Source organism: Corynebacterium sp. HMSC063G05 (assembly GCF_001810555.1).
In the GTDB taxonomy this organism is placed as follows: Bacteria; Actinomycetota; Actinomycetes; order Mycobacteriales; family Mycobacteriaceae; genus Corynebacterium; species Corynebacterium jeikeium_D.
The window spans coordinates 179,685-197,480 of the sequence record NZ_KV801839.1 but is presented as its reverse complement, the minus strand read 5'-3'; the positions used below and the strand labels follow the sequence as shown (position 1 = coordinate 197,480).

The 17,796-nt window shown below is 58.0% G+C and carries 15 protein-coding genes; 12 read left to right on the top strand and 3 right to left on the bottom strand.

What is annotated here, in order from left to right:
• Positions 1 to 183 precede the first annotated feature (183 nt).
• Entirely contained in the window at positions 184 to 648 is a 465-nt protein-coding gene (locus tag HMPREF2751_RS02265) for a DUF3817 domain-containing protein (RefSeq protein ID WP_049190796.1), read from the bottom strand.
• A 115-nt stretch (positions 649 to 763) separates the two neighbouring features.
• Here HMPREF2751_RS02265 and ruvC point away from each other — a divergent pair, with 115 nt between their 5' ends.
• The 8 genes from ruvC to HMPREF2751_RS02225 all read left to right on the top strand — a co-directional run bounded on the left by ruvC (position 764) and on the right by HMPREF2751_RS02225 (position 10,112).
• On the top strand, positions 764 to 1,321 hold the full coding sequence (ruvC, locus tag HMPREF2751_RS02260; RefSeq protein ID WP_048731311.1) for a crossover junction endodeoxyribonuclease RuvC: 558 nt from the start codon (positions 764 to 766) through the stop codon (positions 1,319 to 1,321).
• An 83-nt stretch (positions 1,322 to 1,404) separates the two neighbouring features.
• On the top strand, positions 1,405 to 2,025 hold the full coding sequence (gene ruvA / locus HMPREF2751_RS02255; protein WP_048731308.1) for a Holliday junction branch migration protein RuvA: 621 nt from the start codon (positions 1,405 to 1,407) through the stop codon (positions 2,023 to 2,025).
• A gap of 66 nt (positions 2,026 to 2,091) precedes the next feature.
• Positions 2,092 to 3,204 (top strand): Holliday junction branch migration DNA helicase RuvB, encoded by a 1,113-nt coding sequence (ruvB, locus tag HMPREF2751_RS02250; protein ID WP_049190793.1) that lies wholly within the window; start codon positions 2,092 to 2,094, stop codon positions 3,202 to 3,204.
• 66 nt (positions 3,205 to 3,270) lie between these two features.
• Positions 3,271 to 3,735, top strand: coding sequence for a preprotein translocase subunit YajC (yajC, locus tag HMPREF2751_RS02245; RefSeq protein ID WP_070438357.1), 465 nt, complete (start codon positions 3,271 to 3,273; stop codon positions 3,733 to 3,735).
• Positions 3,736 to 4,046: 311 nt separating this feature from the next.
• Positions 4,047 to 5,972 (top strand): protein translocase subunit SecD, encoded by a 1,926-nt coding sequence (gene secD / locus HMPREF2751_RS02240; RefSeq protein ID WP_070595299.1) that lies wholly within the window; start codon positions 4,047 to 4,049, stop codon positions 5,970 to 5,972.
• A 6-nt stretch (positions 5,973 to 5,978) separates the two neighbouring features.
• Positions 5,979 to 7,196: a protein translocase subunit SecF gene (gene secF / locus HMPREF2751_RS02235; protein WP_070595296.1), complete on the top strand. Its 1,218-nt coding sequence runs from the start codon at positions 5,979 to 5,981 to the stop codon at positions 7,194 to 7,196.
• Positions 7,197 to 7,306: 110 nt separating this feature from the next.
• Positions 7,307 to 7,843 carry an adenine phosphoribosyltransferase gene (locus HMPREF2751_RS02230; protein WP_016422687.1) on the top strand — a complete coding sequence of 179 codons (537 nt, stop codon included), beginning with the start codon at positions 7,307 to 7,309 and terminating at the stop codon, positions 7,841 to 7,843.
• Positions 7,844 to 7,850: 7 nt separating this feature from the next.
• Positions 7,851 to 10,112, top strand: a complete 2,262-nt coding sequence (locus tag HMPREF2751_RS02225) for a RelA/SpoT family protein (RefSeq protein ID WP_016422688.1) — start codon at positions 7,851 to 7,853, stop codon at positions 10,110 to 10,112.
• Between the two features lie 120 nt (positions 10,113 to 10,232).
• Here HMPREF2751_RS02225 and HMPREF2751_RS02220 read toward each other — a convergent pair whose 3' ends face one another.
• Positions 10,233 to 11,072 carry a peptidylprolyl isomerase gene (locus HMPREF2751_RS02220; protein ID WP_070595294.1) on the bottom strand — a complete coding sequence of 280 codons (840 nt, stop codon included), beginning with the start codon at positions 11,070 to 11,072 and terminating at the stop codon, positions 10,233 to 10,235.
• 292 nt (positions 11,073 to 11,364) lie between these two features.
• Between HMPREF2751_RS02220 and HMPREF2751_RS02215 the strand changes: the two genes are divergently transcribed.
• A complete protein-coding gene (locus tag HMPREF2751_RS02215; protein WP_016422690.1) occupies positions 11,365 to 12,036 on the top strand; it encodes an MBL fold metallo-hydrolase in 672 nt (223 codons plus the stop codon).
• A 43-nt stretch (positions 12,037 to 12,079) separates the two neighbouring features.
• Entirely contained in the window at positions 12,080 to 13,363 is a 1,284-nt protein-coding gene (gene hisS / locus HMPREF2751_RS02210; RefSeq protein WP_070595292.1) for a histidine--tRNA ligase, read from the top strand.
• Positions 13,364 to 13,390: 27 nt separating this feature from the next.
• Here hisS and HMPREF2751_RS02205 read toward each other — a convergent pair whose 3' ends face one another.
• Positions 13,391 to 14,278: a KPN_02809 family neutral zinc metallopeptidase gene (locus tag HMPREF2751_RS02205; protein ID WP_069358705.1), complete on the bottom strand. Its 888-nt coding sequence runs from the start codon at positions 14,276 to 14,278 to the stop codon at positions 13,391 to 13,393.
• A gap of 271 nt (positions 14,279 to 14,549) precedes the next feature.
• Here HMPREF2751_RS02205 and aspS point away from each other — a divergent pair, with 271 nt between their 5' ends.
• Together aspS and HMPREF2751_RS02195 are read left to right on the top strand one after the other, a co-directional pair.
• Positions 14,550 to 16,379, top strand: coding sequence for an aspartate--tRNA ligase (gene aspS / locus HMPREF2751_RS02200; protein ID WP_070595290.1), 1,830 nt, complete (start codon positions 14,550 to 14,552; stop codon positions 16,377 to 16,379).
• 144 nt (positions 16,380 to 16,523) lie between these two features.
• Positions 16,524 to 17,705, top strand: coding sequence for a phosphotransferase family protein (locus HMPREF2751_RS02195; RefSeq protein WP_070595288.1), 1,182 nt, complete (start codon positions 16,524 to 16,526; stop codon positions 17,703 to 17,705).
• Positions 17,706 to 17,796: the final 91 nt, after the last annotated feature.

Below are 17,796 nucleotides of genomic sequence, written 5' to 3'. Positions count from 1 at the left end.
TATCCATGATGCAATGACCGCCTGACCCTACCAGGTCATTTTTGTCATAAACGCAGTCAGTAACTCGCATTGGGGTAAGTAGCGAAGGGTGCCCGCCCGCCGACGCACCGGTCGACACGCCAGACGGACACACTTTTGCCAATAAACCCGATTTTGGTTTCTGAAAGTTTTAGTAGAACCGTTTTAAGAGAACCACTGAGTCGGAGGTCCCGCCATCAGCAACAGTGTGAAGACCACGGCGAGAACAATCAGGATGACGAATGCCGAGATAAACGGGCGGCGAATAATCATCGCGAGTGCCCACTCGAAAATGCCCTGTGGCTCCTCGGATTCGTCGGTAAAGCGCCAGGGCCGATCCAAGAGGCCTGCCTTCAGGGTGTTTCGTTCAAACGGATAGGTTGCGAATGGAATGATAGAAGAGGCGAGGCCGATGACACCGCGGCCAAAGCTCCACTGCTGGTTGATCCACACCATGATGGTGGTGACTACGTAGCACAGGAACGTAAAACCGTGGATGCCGCCGAAGATGGTGGTGGCGATGTCAGTGACTTTGAACAGGTACTTCAGTGCCAGCCCCAAGAGCAGCAGAGCCCACGTGACCATTTCAGCTGCAGCGAGAACGCCGTAGAGCTTCTTCGGTGAATTCATGGTGTTAAACCTATCAGAACCAACGGTTGGTACCCCGTGTAGCTACGATACAAACAGCTGTTCGAAATGTGGTATTAGTGGAGAGGTGAATTATCGAGCTGGATCTCTGCGGGTGATGGGTATCGACCCTGGCCTTACTCGTTGTGGTCTCTCCATTGCGGAAGGTGCTCAGGGCAGGAAAGTCATTCCCATTGCGGTGGGGGTCGCCCGCACACCAACCACGGCATCGTTGGAGGATCGTCTTCTACGGCTTTCCAATGCCGTGGAGCAGTGGATGGATGAGTACGAGCCGGACGTGGTTGCGATGGAACGGGTATTCGAGCGCGGCAACGTGTCCACCGTAATGCAGACTGCGCACGCGGTTGGTGTCCTTGTCCTCGCTGCGGCTAGACGCGGTTTGGAAGTGCATATGTACACGCCGTCGGAGGTAAAGAAGGCGCTTACCGGCAACGGCCGGGCCGATAAGAAGCAGATGACCATGATGGTGACGAGAATCCTCGGGTTGGAAACTCCGCCAAAACCTGCGGACGCAGCGGATGCGTTGGCCATCGCTATCTGCCACTGTTGGCGTGGTCCGGTTCTGCAACGCCAGCGCGACACCTTGGCTGCGCTTGCTAAGCAGCACGAGGAGCGGGAGCTGGAGCTTTCTCGCCGTGAGAATCCCTCGCGGTAGGGGGATCTTGCTAGAGAACACTTGTGAGTTCGGCGTTTATCGCGGTGTCTTTAGGGAAGCCGTAGTGAAAGGAATTGTAAGAAGTGATTGCATCTCTTCGCGGTGAGGTTATCGATCTCGGTGCGGACTATTGCGTTATCGAGTGCGGTGGTGTCGGGCATTTGGTCACCATTACGGGCAGGTTAGCTTCTCAGTTGGTGAGGCATGAGCAGACTTTCATGTTGACCACAATGGCGGTTCGTGAAGATGCGATTACGCTTTTTGGTTTTGCCAACTCGCAGGAACGTGAGATGTTTGCGCTCTTGCGCACTGTCTCGACAGTGGGGCCAAAAGTAGCGATGTCTGTTCTATCGGTACTGTCGCCGGCCGAGATTGCCAATGCGGTTGCCTCAAAGAATGCCAAGGCCCTCCAGGCGGCTAACGGCGTCGGCAAGCGATTGGCGGAGCGCCTGTTGGTTGAGTTGAAGGATAAGGTCGAGGTTTTCGCGGATAGGGCGGTATCCCAGCCGGAGGAAGCTGCAAGCGGAGCAGCGCCTGGCATTGTTTTGAAGGCAGATCTGGATCAGGTCGTTGGTGCTTTGGTCGGGCTTGGGTTCCCGGAAGCTGATGCGAATGAGGCAGCGGAGACTGTTGTTCGGATTGATCCGACCTTGGATACATCAATGGCGCTGAAGGCGGCGCTAAAGACATTGGGCGAAAAGTAAATCCAGGTCGAGGACCTGCAGCTACATTGATGATGAAAAATGGCAGTGCACTAGGATGAGGGGACTATGAGCGATATCGAGCGCACGGAGTTTAACGTGTCGGGCAATCCCTTCAGGGACTCTTTAGATGGAGCAGCCAACGACCATTTTGGCGGTGGGGGAAATGGTGCACAACGTGATGTCGATGCCCGCGCTCAGGTCGAGGAAGTCGATGCGGAATCGAACCTGCGACCAAAGTCGTTAGGGGAGTTTATCGGCCAACCCAAGGTCCGCGAGCAGCTGGATTTGGTGCTCTCCGGGGCACGGGGACGAAATGTGACTCCGGACCACATTCTGCTGTCGGGACCTCCCGGCCTGGGTAAGACCACCATGGCCATGATTATTGCGCAGGAGATGGGGTCGTCCCTGCGAATGACGTCCGGTCCGGCGCTTATTCGCGCTGGCGATTTGGCAGCAATGCTATCGAACCTGCTCGAGGGCGATGTACTCTTCATTGACGAGATCCACCGCATTGCCAGGCCCGTGGAGGAAATGCTCTACATGGCAATGGAAGATTTCCGTATTGATGTCATCGTGGGCAAGGGGCCTGGAGCTACGTCAATTCCACTCGAGATTCCACCTTTTACGCTGGTAGGCGCAACGACGCGCTCGGGTATGCTGACTGGCCCACTGCGTGACCGTTTCGGTTTTACTGCGCAGATGGAGTTCTACGAGGTCGAGGATCTGACAAAGGTGGTTACCCGTGCCGCTGGGATCCTCGGGGTGGATATCAGCCCAGAGGCTGCAGTGGAGATTGCCTCGCGTTCGCGAGGTACCCCGCGAATTGCCAACCGCCTACTGCGTCGCGTTCGCGATTTCGCAGATGTTCACTCCGGTGGCGTTATTGATCTTGGTGCGGCCAAGGCGGCGTTGATTGTCTTCGATGTCGATGAGCTTGGGCTGGACCGCTTGGACCGCGCAGTGCTGACTGCCCTGGTCAAGGGGCACGGTGGCGGCCCGGTGGGCGTGAATTCCCTGGCGCTGGCAGTCGGTGAGGAGCCCTCGACTGTGGAAGAAGTGTGCGAGCCCTACTTGGTCCGTGCCGGGATGATTGCGCGTACATCGCGCGGACGTGTTGCAACTGCCCGAGCATGGCGGCACTTGGGGTTGCAGCCTCCGGAGGGAACTATCGGAGAATAGCTTTCTCATCGACCTGGCCGGGGCAGTGTGGAATTGCTAGCTGGCAATTCGTTAAACTCGGCAGACATGGATCAAACTATTCTCCTCCTACTTATTTTCTTGTTCCTGGCGCTGCCAATTTGGCAGATCATCAAGCAGAACAAGCAGGTGCGCACCATTCGGGACATGCAGGATAAGTTGGCCCCGGGCGCAGAGGTCATCACCGGTTCCGGTATGCATGGTGTGGTCGTTGATACGACCGAAACAACCGTCGACCTGATTATCGCTGACGGCATCGTGACCCGTTGGGAAAAGGGCGCCATTGCCCGCAACCTCACCACCGGTACCGGAGCTAGCTACGCTCACCGTGACCGACGTGGCCGTGTTTCCGATGCGCCAGATGACCACGTCGGCGACGTCCAAGAAATCACCGGCCACGGCCCGGCTGACAATGCAGCTTCGGACGTCAATGAGCAGGTCGAGAACCCGAATACTCCGAGTACCCCGGATAACCCGGGTACAGACGGTTCCACTTCCACCGAAAAGCAGTAGCAGTTTTTTGCACGCCCACGCCCCGTCGGTTTGCATGCATCCAAGCTGTAGCGTGCGCCGTGAGGCTAGCGGGCGCGTCCCAGGTTTCGCCGTCGGCAAGCGTGGGCAAGATTTTCACTAAATAGGTACAAGTCAAAACCGGCGCACTACGCTAAATCGGTTATTCTCTAGCGGTTGGTGTTTATAGCTTTGCTTAGCGACGCCCGCAATGCCTCTTCCTGGTATCGCGCGATTTCGCGGTGCGGTTATAGACCTGCGTTTCTACCCGAAGCGCTTAAGTACCTAAACGTCACGATTCAGGAGACTTTGCTTTGAACAGCAAATCCAGATCCGGTGCGAATACATTCAAGAGGAACTGGCCGCAGTGGCTGTTGGCACTGTTTGTTGGCTTCCTCATCCTTACGTACGCACTCGTCTTTTTCACCGGCGGCGGATCAGCCAAGCCAAAGTTGGGCATCGACTTGCAGGGTGGTACCCGAGTAACCTTGGTGCCGCAGGGCGAAAAGCCGACGCGCGATCAGCTGGACCAGGCTCGCAAGATTCTGGAGAACCGCGTAAACGGCATGGGCGTCAGCGGCGCTCAAGTTGTCACCGACGGTGACACGCTGGTCATTACCGTGCCGGGTGAAGACTCACAGGAGGCGCGTACGCTCGGCCAGACTTCGCAGCTCTTCTTCCGTCCGGTAGAACAGCCCACCCAGGGCCCTGATGAAGCTGCCTTTGGCGAGGTAGTTAAGAAGACTGCTGAAGATTGGGTGTCAATCGGTGTCCTGTCGAAGGAGGACGCCACCAAGCGTGTTGATGACCTCTACAAGGACATGAACGAAACGCAGAAGCGTGCAATTGATGCCTTCAAGGAACAGAACCCAGATCAGCCGGTTCCCGAGGAGCTGACCAAGTCGCTGGGCGAGGCCCCGAAGTTGGACGCAACAGCTCCGGCAAAGCCGGCGAACTCAATTGAAGCGGCCGAGCTGCGTACGAAGGTTCGTGACGTGCTGTTGGCGACTCGCCAGTCCGAAGACCCAACGACACAGTTTGCAGCCGCTGCGCTGATGACCTGCGATAACCGCGATGCAGTTGATCCGCTACAGGGGGCCGATGACCCGGCCAAGCCGCTGGTGACCTGTGCGCCCGAAGGCGGTAAAGCCATCTTCCTGGGCAAGGCTCCGCTGTTGATTGGGCAGGAGGACGAGGCCAAGGGCCAGCGTCTGTCCGGCGACGCTATTGATACCAATGCGCCGATTAACGGTGGTTACGATCAGCAGTCTGGTCAGATTCAGGTCTCCTTTAGCTTCAAGTCCGGGAAGAATGACACCGGCGCTCGCACATGGACCAAGTTGACCAATGACTACCTGCAGCGGCAGGTCGCTATCGTGTTGGACTCGAAGGTCATTTCCGCCCCGGTGATTCAGGAGGCAACCCCAGTTGGTTCTGCCACCCGCATCACGGGCGACTTCTCAATCGACGAGGCACAGGGGCTGGCCAATAACCTGCGTTATGGTGCACTGCCGCTGTCGTTCGCAGGTGAGGACGGCGAGCCGGGCGGCACCACCACGACTATCCCGGCCATGCTTGGTTCGGCTTCCTTGGAAGCCGGTCTGCTTGCCGGCATTATCGGTATCGCCCTGATTGTCGTCTACGCGATTGCTCTCTACCGCGGCCTGGGCGTGATTTCGCTGGTTTCGCTGGCAGCAGCTGGAGCGATGGTCTACGGCGTCCTTGTCCTTCTTGGTCGTTGGATTGGCTACTCGCTCGATCTCGCTGGCATCGCCGGCATCATCATCTCTATCGGCGTAACGGCTGACTCCTTCATCGTCTTCTTCGAACGCATTAAGGACGAAATCCGCGCGGGTAGAACTTTCCGCTCCGCGGTTCCGCACGCTTGGCGACGAGCACGGCGCACCATCCTATCGGGTAACTTTGTGTCCATCATTGCGGCTGTGGTTCTTTACATCCTGGCCGTTGGCGATGTCCGCGGTTTCGCGTTCACACTTGGTCTCTCCACAGCATTCGACATTGTGACGGCTTTCCTCGTGACTGCGCCGTTGGTCATCCTGGCTACTCGTAAGTGGCCAGCTTTGTCCAAGCCGTCGATGAACGGCTTCGGCTCGGTCATGGAGATTGCACAGAGGAATAAGACTGTAGCTGCCGGTAAGAAGGCCGGAGCCTCCGATGCCTCCGCCAGTACGGCTGCCGACACCGGTGCAGCTCACTCCAGCGCGAATGAGGGGAAGTAGGAATCCATGAATACTACTCAGACGAATCCGGCGCTAATCACTGAGCCAGAAAGCGTGAAAGACGACTCCTTCTTCCGCCGCCTCTACACCGGCGAGGGTGGAATCAACATCGTCGGCAAGCGGAAGCGCTGGTACCAGATTGCCGTCGCCATCATCGTTGTTGCTTTCGCAGCGATGCTGATTCGCGGGTTCAGCTTCGGTATCGACTTCGAGGGCGGTACCAAGATGACTATGCCGCCGGCCTCAGTGACAACTGAGCAGGCCGAGGAGGTTTTCACCGAGGCCACCGGCGTGAAGCCGGAGCTGGTGCAAATTATCGGTTCTGGTGAGGGCCGAATCCTGGAGATCACCTCTGAGAAGCTGACTCAGGACCAGATTAATAGTGCTCGCATCGCGTTGAATGATGCATTCAAGCCCGTCGATGTGCAGGGGCAGCAGACCCCGGATGCCATTGGTGACTCGACCGTGTCGGAGTCGTGGGGCTCTTCGATTACCAACCGAATGCTGCTGGCTGCAGTGGTGTTCCTGGGTCTGGTGTTCATCTACATCACCATTCACTTCGAGCGCGACATGGCCATTGCCGCAATTCTCGCCCTGGTTGTGGATGCAATCGTGATTATGGGCATCTACGCGCTCATTGGTCTTGACGTCACCCCGGCAACCATTATCGGCTTGCTGACAGTGCTGTCGTTCTCCCTGTACGACACCGTCGTGGTTTTCGACAAGGTCGACGAGAACACGGCAGGCTATCGTTCATCGACCCGTAGAAGTTACGCTGAGTTGGTGAACCTGGCGGTCAACCAAACCATCATGCGTTCTATTAACACCACGGTGTCGACGCTCCTGCCAATCCTGGCACTGATGGTCATCGCCGTGGGCATGCTGGGGGTCGGTACGCTGAAGGACCTTGCACTCGTTCAGCTCATCGGCATTATTCAGGGTACGTTCTCTTCGATTTTCCTGGCTTCGTCGCTGTTGGTGTCTCTCAAGTCGCGGCAGCGTGAATACCGCAAGCATGACGAAGCGGTACTGTCCGCTCGCGCAAAGGCATCTGAGGGGGCCGGATCGGACACCGATTCCGCCACCACTGATGTTGCGGAGGACTCGGGCTCGAAGGAGCCGTCGGCAAGCGAGATGGAGCAGTCGACGCCGAAACGAACGGTGACGACTCCGAAGCTTGAGGGCGATGAAGACAAGCCGCTGTCCTGGCGTCCGGGGCAGTAGGAGGTAGCGCCTCCCAGTGGTTCGGGTGAAACTACTTTAAAAGCGCATTGTGCGGGTATCGTTGACAGGTACCCGCACTTTTTCTTTTCGCCGAAAAGGAGCTTAAACCTGTGTCGTATGCACACGCGCGTGAGGCATTAGCCGATCAGATTCGGTTTGTGCCCGATTTTCCAGTTGAGGGCGTACTCTTCGAGGACTTGACGCCGGCGCTTGCCGACGCCACGACGTTCGCCCTGATTGTGGACGAGATTTCCGCCAAGGTGGAAGAGTTCGGGGCTGATGTTATAGGCAGCCTAGATGCGCGTGGATTCCTGCTGGGTTCTGCGGTGGCGTACAAGCTCGGACTGGGAGTGCTCGCTATTCGTAAGAAGGGTAAGCTGCCACCGCCTGTGCTGACCGAGACCTATGAACTGGAATATGGTACGGCCGCGCTTGAGATTCCGGCTAGTGGTTTTGAGCTGAAGGGCAAGAAGGCCGTACTTGTCGACGATGTGTTGGCAACTGGTGGCACCCTGTGTGCAGCTCGCGCTCTGCTGGAGACAGCTGGAGTCGAGGTAACCGGGCTGTGCACCGTGCTGGAGGTTGAAGGCCTGGGAGCTCGGGAGAAGCTTGCTGATCTGCCTCTGTACGTGGTTAATAAGGGGTGAATGAGTCATGGCTGAAGGGCCCGCACGCCGTTATGGTGCCCGCCTAGCGCGAAGCCTTACCGGCAACAGAACGAAGATCCGCCCGGTGCTAGATCCCCTTGTCGCGGTGCATCGACAGGTGCATCCGCGCGCAGATTTGGCTGTGCTTCAGCGTGCCTACGATACCGCCGAGCGCCTTCACGACGGCGTCTATCGGAAATCCGGCGAGCCATACATCACTCACCCGCTTGCAGTCGCTACTATTGCGGCCGAGATCGGCATGGATACCACCACGCTGGTGGCAGCGCTGCTGCATGACACGGTCGAAGATACCGATTACACGCTGGAGGACCTGGAGCGGGACTTCGGCCCAGAAGTCGCACGGTTGGTCGACGGCGTGACCAAATTGGATAAGGTCGCGTTGGGCTCCGCCGCCGAGGCAGAGACCGTGCGAAAAATGATTATCGCCATGAGCCAGGACCCGCGCGTGCTGGTTATCAAGGTGGCTGACCGGCTGCATAACATGCGCACAATGCGCTTCCTGCCGCCGGAAAAGCAGGCTAAGAAGGCCCGTGAGACCCTCGAGGTGATTGCACCGCTGGCGCATCGTTTGGGAATGGCCAGCGTGAAGTGGGAGTTGGAAGATCTCTCCTTCGCCATTTTGTACCCGAAGAAGTACGACGAGATTGTGCGTTTGGTCGCAGATCGAGCGCCGCAGCGGGACCGGTACATCCAGGAAGTCTCCGAGATGATTCAGAAGGATCTGAAGGAGTCTCACATTGCTGCTGAGGTACAGGGCAGGCCGAAGCACTACTGGTCGATTTATCAGAAGATGATTGTCCGCGGCCATGAGTTCGACGAGATTTTTGACCTGGTCGGACTTCGAGTTCTGGTGGACACGACCAAGGACTGCTATGCCGCCATGGGTGCCGTCCACTCGCTGTTCAAACCCATGCCGGGGCGATTCAAGGACTATATTTCCGCGCCGCGTTTCGGGGTTTACCAGTCGTTGCACACAACGGTCATCGGTCCAGGTGGCTCCCCGCTAGAAGTGCAGATTCGCACCCATGAGATGCACTACAACGCTGAGTACGGCATTGCCGCACACTGGCGCTACAAGGAAACCAAGGGCTCTCACAAGGGAGATTCCGCCGAAGTCGATCAGATGGCGTGGATGCGTCAGCTGCTGGATTGGCAGCGGGAGGCCGCAGATCCTAACGAGTTCCTGGACTCCCTGCGCTATGACCTCTCAGTCACTGAAATTTTTGCGTTCACACCTAAGGGCGATGTCATCACATTGCCTGCGGACTCCACGCCGGTCGACTTTGCCTACGCGGTCCATACTGAAGTAGGTCACCGATGTATTGGTGCCAAAGTCAACGGCAAGCTAGTGGCGTTGGAATCACCGCTAAAAACTGGCGACCGCGTCGAGATTTTCACGTCCAAGGATGCCGATTCCGGTCCGTCTAAGGACTGGGAGAAGTTTGTTAAAACTCCACGTGCGCGGGCAAAGATCCGTCAGTGGTTTGCCAAAGAGCGCCGCGAGGAGGCACTCGATGCCGGCCGTGACGCGCTGGCTGCAGAGGTACAGCGCGGCGGTCTGCCGATGCACCGCCTGTTCACTCCGGCGTCCATCAAGCAGATTGCCTCCGAGCTGCACTATGCGGATGTCGATGCGCTCTATACCGCTATCGGTAAGGGGCAGGTCTCAGCGCAGCATGTGACTCACCGGCTGATGGCGCAGTTCTCGAGCGCGGACGATGCCGAAGAGCAGTTGGTCTCCCGCACGCCAATTTCAAAGATGAACGTGCACAACACTCCGCGCCGCGCTGACAGCACGGGTGTGTTGGTAGAAGGCAGCGCGGATATGGCCGCTAAGCTTGCCAAATGCTGTACGCCTGTGCCGGGCGATGCCATCTTTGGCTTCGTCACCCGCGGCGGTGGGGTCAGTGTGCACCGTACGGACTGCACTAATGCGGAGAAGCTGCACCAGGAGCCCGAGCGCATTATCGAGGTTTCCTGGGCAACGGATTCCTCCGGTGCGGTCTTCATGGTTACGGTGCAAATCGAAGCACTTGACCGTCACGGACTGCTCTCGGAGATCACTCGCGTTTTCTCCGATCAGAAGGTCTCAATCCTGTCGACGTCCTCTCATACCTCCGATGACCGCGTTGCCGTAATGCGTTTTAGCTTCGAGGTTTCGGACACTAAGCAGATGGGCTATATCTTCAACATTCTGCGCGGTGTCGAGGGAGTGTTCGATGTCTACCGCATTACTTCTGGTCAGTAGGCGGTTTAGTAGCCATCGATATGTGAAAAAGGATGAGACCGCGTAGATACTAAAACAGGGCCAAGGTGATTCACCTTGACCCTGTTTTTGATTAATTTCTGAATCAGTCAGTTGAGTCAGCTACTTGACTTCCGCCTTCTCAATACGGACTTCCTTAGCTGGCTTACCGTCAGAGGTACCGCCACCCTCGATACCGTTCTTCGCAATGTCCGCAACCGTCTTGGTGCCCTCGTCAGTCATGGAGCCAAGCACGGTGTACTGCGGAGGCAGCTGAGAATCTGCCCAGTTGAGGAAGAACTGGCTGCCGTTGGCATCCGGGTCACTCGGGTTTGCCATGGCGATAGAGCCCTTCGGGTACACCAACGGGGTGTTCTGATCCAGGCCGGAATCCTTGACCGGCCACTCGCCAGCGAACTTGAAGCCCGGTCCGCCGGTACCGGTACCAGTCGGATCGCCACACTGCAGAACGTTCAGGCCACCACCGGTAATACGGTGGCACACGGTGTCGTTGAAGTAGTTGGACTTGGCCATGTGCTCAATTGCATTGACGCCGCAAGGTGAAATAGCGCGGTCCAGCTCCATCGGAATGTCGCCCTGGTTAGTCTTCAGGGTGATGGTTACAGTGCCAGTGGCGGGAACGTTGTCGGTAGCTGGCTTATCTATGTCCTTCGATGCCTCGCCATCATCCGGGTAGTCACAGGTCACGGTTTCCGGAAGTGGGGAAGAGCGCTTCATTGGAACCTTTTCACCGCTGACGGGAGTAGCTGTCAGAGCTGCAGGTTCGACTGGAGCCGTGGATTCATCAGCGGCCTCATTGTCGTCAGCGCCGCCAGCCGTGGTCAGCAAGTAGATGCCGCCACCGATAAAGAGCAGGATAGCCAAGGTAGTTACGACAACGCCCAGTGGCTTCAGCTTCTCGGCACGTGCACGGCGCTTAAGTTCGCGCTCGAGCGTCCGCATCGCATCTTTGCGCCTTTGCTCATTATTGGCCACTAGTCTTTCTCCGTATCTGTTAGTCATCTATTGCTGGTGACGGAACACCAGCGGACGATTTTGCCCATTGATAGTGACCGCATTTGAAGTAACAGCTCAGTCGGTCACCGTCGCGTACACAATCGACCATTATGCCCGGGATTGCTTCCCATTTGCGAGATGACAGGCCAACGAGCAAGGGGAAAGGTGCTCTCTTCCCGTTGTTGGAAGGCGCAAATAGCCTGCCGGGGGCTGTACACAATCGTTACAATGGAGCGCCATGGAGATATTTGGTTTTGCAGCCGGCCCTTTTCAGACCAACTGCTACGTGGCAACAGGCGCTCCGGAAATGGACGGCCTGTCCACCCCATGCGTCATTGTTGACCCGGGCATGGGGGCGTTCGAGGTAGTACGCGGCGAGGTTGAGAAGCGAGATTGGAAGCCGGAAGCAATTCTGCTGACCCATGGTCATATCGACCATGTCCGCGATGTCGCGGAGGCCGCCGACTTCTGGGATATCCCCGTCTTCATTCACGAAAGCGACAATGTGTTGCTGGCCAATCCGAAGCTCGGCGGTTCTTCTTTCGGACACCTCTTTGACATCGATTCTATGCAGGCTTATACGGAAGCCGATTTCTTCGAGGATGGCGACGAAGTAAAGTGGGCAGGGTTGAATTTCGAAGTCATTCACGCTCCGGGTCACTCTCCGGGATGCGTGATGCTGCGCGCTTCCGATGGGGAAGATGAGATTGTCTTCAGCGGGGACGTCCTCTTTAAGGGGGCTATCGGTCGCGTAGATTTGCCGGGCAGTAGTCCGGAGCACATGCAGCAGTCGTTGAAGGATAAGGTCCTCCCGCTGGCGGATGACCTCATGATTCTTCCGGGCCATGGCTCCGCATCGTCGATAGGCGAGGAGCGCGCGACCAACCCGTTCCTGCAAAACCTCACCTAGCCTGGCTGACACGTCGTGAGAGTTGGCAGGTAGAGTTAGCGGGGTGAACTCTAGCCAGAAGCCAAAGAAGTTGAAGCCATTCTCCGCGCCCAAGGGCGTGCCGGATTACGTCCCGCCGGTCTCCCGCGAATTCGAGGCGGTGCGAAACTCATTCCAGCACCGCGCACGACTTGCGGGCTATGAGCACATTGAGCTGCCAATTTTCGAGGACACCGGGCTTTTTGCACGTGGCGTAGGTGAATCGACGGACGTCGTCACCAAGGAGATGTACACGTTCGCCGACCGCGGCGGCCGCTCCGTCACCCTGCGCCCGGAGGGTACCGCGGGCGTGATGCGCGCGGTCATTGAGCACAATTTGGATCGCGGTCAGTTGCCGGTCAAGCTTTCCTACGCGGGGCCATTCTTCCGCTATGAACGCCCGCAGGCAGGCCGTTACCGTCAGTTGCAGCAGGTGGGCGTAGAGGCAATCGGCGTCGATGATCCTGCGCTGGACGCTGAAGTCATCGCGCTTGCCGACGCATGCTTCCGCGGTATCGGGCTCGAAGGCTTCCGCCTTGAACTGACAAGCCTTGGCGACAACACCTGCCGCCCTGAATATCGCGCTAAGCTGCAGGAGTTCTTGTTTGACCTGCCTCTGGATGAGGAAACGCGCCACCGTGCAAACATCAACCCGCTGCGCGTTCTCGACGATAAGCGACCGGAAATGCAGGAAATGCTTGCCGACGCGCCGCTGATGCTGGACCACCTTTCTGACAGCGCTCGCGGTCACTTTGAAGCTGTGACTGGACTGTTGGATGACATGAAGGTGCCCTATGTCATCAATCCTCGAATGGTGCGCGGACTGGACTACTACACCAAGACGTGCTTCGAGTTTGTTCACGACGGCCTTGGTGCTCAGTCGGGTATCGGTGGCGGTGGTCGCTACGACGGGCTGATGGCGCAGCTAGGCGGCCAAGAGCTGTCTGGAATTGGCTTTGGTTTGGGTGTGGATCGCGCGCTGCTCGCACTGGAAGCAGAGGGCAAGCAGGCCAGCGATGGTCGACGCGTCGATGTGTATGGTGTTGCGCTCGGTGAAGAAGCCGCTCACGCTATGGCGGTGCAGATCAATAAGCTGCGCCAAGCGGGTATCCGCGCAGATATGTCCTACGGCGGCCGCGGTCTGAAGGGCGCGATGAAGGGTGCCGATCGCGCTGGAGCCCGATTTGCGTTGGTCCTCGGCGAGTCTGAATTGGCCGCGGGCGAGGTTCAGCTGAAGAACCTTGAGTCCCACGAGCAGCACGCAGTCGCCCTAGATGCACTGGTTCAGGAGTTGCAGTCGCGCATCTAGGAAACGCGCATTTGTTGAGTGCGGAGTCTAGCTGTAGACGCCGCGCTCGAGAGTGTCGCACTGAGACATCTTTCCTGACTTGTAGCCGGTGAGGAATGCCTTCGTACGCTGCTCGGCCGAGCCGTGGGTCCAGGAGTCCGGTTGAACACCACCGCCGGAATGCTGCTGGATGGTGTCATCGCCAATGGCCTTCGTAGTTTTGAGGGCATCGGCAACTTGCTCGTCGGAAAGCGGTTCGAGGATTGCGTCCGGCCCCTTGTCCGCGTAATGAGCCCAGATACCCGCGTAGCAGTCGGCCTGCAGCTCGATCTTTACAGCGTCGGAATCGGGGCCCGGTTCGTTGTAGTTACTGCGGCCGAGTGTGCCCTCCAACCTTTGGATATGGTGGGCGAATTCGTGGGCCACGACGTATTCCTGCGCGAGCGGTCCGTTGCCTCCGCCCATGCGCTCCAGGGTGCTAAAGAACTCCGTGTCGAAGTAGGCCGTTTGATCGGCGGGGCAGTAGAATGGGCCGGTGGACGAGGACGCTGCGCCGCAGCCCGACTGAGTGGAGCCTTCAAAGAGGACTAAGCCTGGGGTCGTGTACTCGATGCCGGCCTGTGCGGGGAGTTGTTCTTCCCAGACTCGGTCGACCGAAATACCGGTGAATTCCATCCGGCAATCGATGCGGCTGTTGGCATCTTCGCCGGTCTTGCAGGGATCCTCGCCAGGGGACTGCTGTGCAGTCTGCGAGGACTGGTTGTTCTGGGCACCTGTCAGCTGTCCCAATTGTCCCGGGTCGCCGCCGAGAAGTAAGTACAGGCCGATGAGGACAAGGCCGCCGATACCGCCACCGCCTACGGCGATAGCGCGGCCACCACCCGAGCGTCGCTCGGCACGAGCCGAGCTCTTTTGGAAGTCATTCCGGAAGGTCATAGGAGTAAGACTATTGCATAAGGTGCGGAAAACGGGCCATTGAATAGCGCTGCGTCATAGTATCCGCATGTAAATCAACGTCAGGATCTACGGAGAACTTTGTCTAAGTGAGTACATGAAGCCCGAGGTAGGCCCAAGGCGATGACCGGTAATAAGCAAAATAGCCGGGGTCTTCTTCTCACCTTTCTGGCTTCAAGGTAGACTACACGGACGAAACCGCTATCCACAGCGTTAATCCCTATAGCACCAATTTTGGAAGGACCAATTCGCAGTGCTTCGTACGCATCTTGCCGGAGACCTCCGCGCTGACCTCGCCGGCAGCACAGTAACCCTGACCGGTTGGGTAGGACGCCGCCGTGACCATGGTGGCGTGATCTTCATCGACATGCGTGACCGCTCCGGTTACGCCCAGGTTGTGTTCCGCAACAGCGAAGTTGCTGAGCGTGCACACCACCTGCGCAGCGAATACTGCATTCAGGTCACCGGTGTCGTTGAGAAGCGCCCGGAGGGCTCCGAAAACCCGGACCTGGCATCGGGTGAAATTGAGGTCAATGTTACGGAGCTGACCATCCTCAACGAGTCGGCGGCATTGCCGTTCCAGCTCGAGGATGTTGGAACTTCTGGCACTGTCGGCGAGGAAGCCCGCCTGAAGTACCGCTACCTAGACCTACGCCGTGAAGGCCCGGCCAAGATTATGCGTCTCCGTGCGGCTGTCAACCGCGCAGCCCGTAAGGTGCTGGACAGCCACGACTTCACCGAAATCGAGACCCCGACGTTGACTCGCTCTACGCCGGAAGGTGCTCGTGACTTCGTGGTGCCGGCTCGTTTGAAGCCGGGCACTTTCTACGCACTGCCGCAGTCCCCTCAGTTGTTCAAGCAGCTGCTTATGGTCGCTGGCATGGAGCGCTACTACCAGATCGCCCGCTGCTACCGAGATGAGGACTTCCGCGCTGACCGCCAGCCGGAGTTCACTCAGCTCGACGTTGAGATGAGCTTCGCCGAGCAGGACGATGTCATTGCGCTGGCAGAAGAGATTCTGGTTGCTATCTTCGCCGAGGCCGGTGTCACTGTTCAGACCCCGATTCCACGCATGACCTTCAAGGAGGCCATGGAGAAGTACGGTTCTGACAAGCCGGACCTGCGCTTCGACATTCCGCTGGTGGAGTGCACCGAGTTCTTCAAGGACACCACTTTCCGTGTCTTCCAGAACGATTACGTCGGTGCAGTTGTTATGGACGGTGGCGCATCGCAGCCTCGTCGTCAGCTCGACGCTTGGCAGGATTGGGCCCGCCAGCGCGGCGCAAAGGGCTTGGCCTACATCCTTGTTGGGGAGGACGGCACTCTGGGCGGCCCGGTTGCCAAGAACATTACTGACGCAGAGCGTGAAGGCATCGCGGCGCACGTAGGCGCGAAGCCGGGTGACTGCATCTTCTTCGCTGCAGGTGACGCTAAGAGCTCCCGTGCACTGCTGGGTGCTGCTCGTGGAGAGATTGCCAAGAAGCTCGGCCTTATCAAGGAAGGCGACTGGGCATTCACCTGGGTCGTCGACGCACCGTTGTTCGAGCCGGCTGCCGACGCTACCGCTTCCGGTGACGTTGCCCTGGGCCACTCGCAGTGGACTGCTGTGCACCACGCCTTCACCTCGCCGAAGCCAGAGCACATGGATACCTTCGACAAGGATCCGGGCAACGCACTGGCTTACGCCTACGACATCGTCTGCAATGGTAACGAAATTGGTGGCGGCTCCATTCGTATTCACCGCCCAGATGTCCAGAAGCGCGTCTTCGACGTTATGGGCATCGGCGAGGAAGAGGCACAGGAGCAGTTCGGCTTCCTGCTGGATGCCTTCCAGTACGGCGCTCCGCCGCACGGTGGTATCGCATTCGGTTGGGACCGTATAGTTTCCCTGCTGGCCGGCGTTGACTCCATTCGCGAAGTTATCGCCTTCCCGAAGTCCGGTGGCGGCGTTGATCCGTTGACTGACGCCCCGACTCCGATTACCGCTCAGCAGCGCAAGGAGACCGGTATCGACTTCAAGCCGAAGCCAAAGCAGAAGGCAGACGGCGCTAAGGCAGCAGCTGCCGCAGGCGACAGCAAGTAAACAAAGAAATCACATTGCGAGGAATTGGTGCCACTCCAGCGTGAACAGCGCGAGTGGCACCAATTCCTCCTAACCAAGGCGGTACTGGCCACAACGCAACAACCGTATCGCCTGACTGAAACTGGCTCATTGAAAGGGCATTCAATGGAGTACTCGGACGACGCTGCAGCAGAAGTTGACAGCGTAGTTAAAGACGCAGCGACACTGCTTTCCGCACGATTCGGCGGCACTCCAGTGTTGTCGGATTCAGAAGTACTTACAGGCCAGTCAAACGCTCTTGTTGTCCGCGTACGGGTCGCCACAAATCCCTTTATGCAGGAACGCACGGTCGTCGTAAAGCAAATTCCTACGACGACTGAAGGCGTTGATCCCGCCGTTTTACGGGAAGTCGTGGCGTACCAGTTCATCAATACGCTGCCTGACGACGTCCGCCCGGGGCCTCAGCTCCTTGCTTACGATGTTTCAAAGCAGCTATTGGTTCTCAGCGACGTCGGTGTCGTGGACACTCTTGCGGACGTACTCTTTCGTGGCGATGAAGAGCGACGATTGCGCGCATTCCGCAGCCTCGGTGCTTCGCTGGGCCGGATGCATATTCACACGCATACTCGCGAAGAGGGGTTTGAGACCCTGCGTCGTCGTATGTGGGTGAAGAACAAGGTTGATCGCGAGGCTCTCGAGGCGCGTGACCACGGCATTGTGTCGGGGATTCGCTTTGGCATGCGAGCTATCGAGGGGTCCGGCATTCCCGTTCCCGACGCTGTGCGCTCTTTCGGTGAGGATGCTGCTCGTCGAATTGAGAAGGGCACGCATAGGGCGTTCACTCCGTTTGACCTCGCCCCGGACAACATCCTGCTGGCGGACAAGGTCCAGTTCCTCGACTATGAGTGGGCTGGTTACCGCGATGTCATCTTCGACGTGGCCAGCGTCGTCGCAGGCTTCCCGCTGCACGTTTTCGTGGAGCGTCCATCGGAGGCAGAGGTCGACGTGTTTGTCCGTGCCTGGATGGAAGAGATTCGTGACCATTGGTATCGCGGCACGAGCGACCGCCGTTTGATGGCGTTCATCGCTGCAGCGTTGCTCGGTTGGTTTTTCATCTCCGCAACGGTTTCCTTCTTCGGTTCTCCAAAACAAGCGCTGTGGGTGGGGCATGAAGGACGCACGGACCTGAAGCCGGGAGTTGGCGGCTCAGCACTGGAGCGGCGCGACATGGCTAACACGGCTCGCGCGATTGCACAGTTCGCCCATAAGTGTGAGGACGATCGTGCCGACGAGCTGGAACAGTTCGCGCATGCAGTCATCGATTTCTTAGAGCAAGAGGAAGGCTAGGGCACACGTGGCGGATCCGAATAAGCTGCCGTCAGGCGGTGCAAACGGCTCCGCCGATGACGCTCCAGGGCTTTTCGACGAGCCTTCGGTC

What these genes read in the sequence shown, in the direction of transcription:
- HMPREF2751_RS02265 (WP_049190796.1), bottom strand. Translation starts at nt 648, where the DNA reads ATGAATTCACCGAAGAAGCTCTACGGCGTTCTCGCTGCAGCTGAAATG.
- ruvC (WP_048731311.1), top strand. Translation starts at nt 764, where the DNA reads ATGGGTATCGACCCTGGCCTTACTCGTTGTGGTCTCTCCATTGCGGAA.
- ruvB (WP_049190793.1), top strand. Translation starts at nt 2,092, where the DNA reads ATGAGCGATATCGAGCGCACGGAGTTTAACGTGTCGGGCAATCCCTTC.
- yajC (WP_070438357.1), top strand. Translation starts at nt 3,271, where the DNA reads ATGGATCAAACTATTCTCCTCCTACTTATTTTCTTGTTCCTGGCGCTG.
- secF (WP_070595296.1), top strand. Translation starts at nt 5,979, where the DNA reads ATGAATACTACTCAGACGAATCCGGCGCTAATCACTGAGCCAGAAAGC.
- HMPREF2751_RS02225 (WP_016422688.1), top strand. Translation starts at nt 7,851, where the DNA reads ATGGCTGAAGGGCCCGCACGCCGTTATGGTGCCCGCCTAGCGCGAAGC.
- HMPREF2751_RS02220 (WP_070595294.1), bottom strand. Translation starts at nt 11,072, where the DNA reads ATGCGGACGCTCGAGCGCGAACTTAAGCGCCGTGCACGTGCCGAGAAG.
- HMPREF2751_RS02215 (WP_016422690.1), top strand. Translation starts at nt 11,365, where the DNA reads ATGGAGATATTTGGTTTTGCAGCCGGCCCTTTTCAGACCAACTGCTAC.
- HMPREF2751_RS02205 (WP_069358705.1), bottom strand. Translation starts at nt 14,278, where the DNA reads ATGACCTTCCGGAATGACTTCCAAAAGAGCTCGGCTCGTGCCGAGCGA.
- HMPREF2751_RS02195 (WP_070595288.1), top strand. Translation starts at nt 16,524, where the DNA reads ATGGAGTACTCGGACGACGCTGCAGCAGAAGTTGACAGCGTAGTTAAA.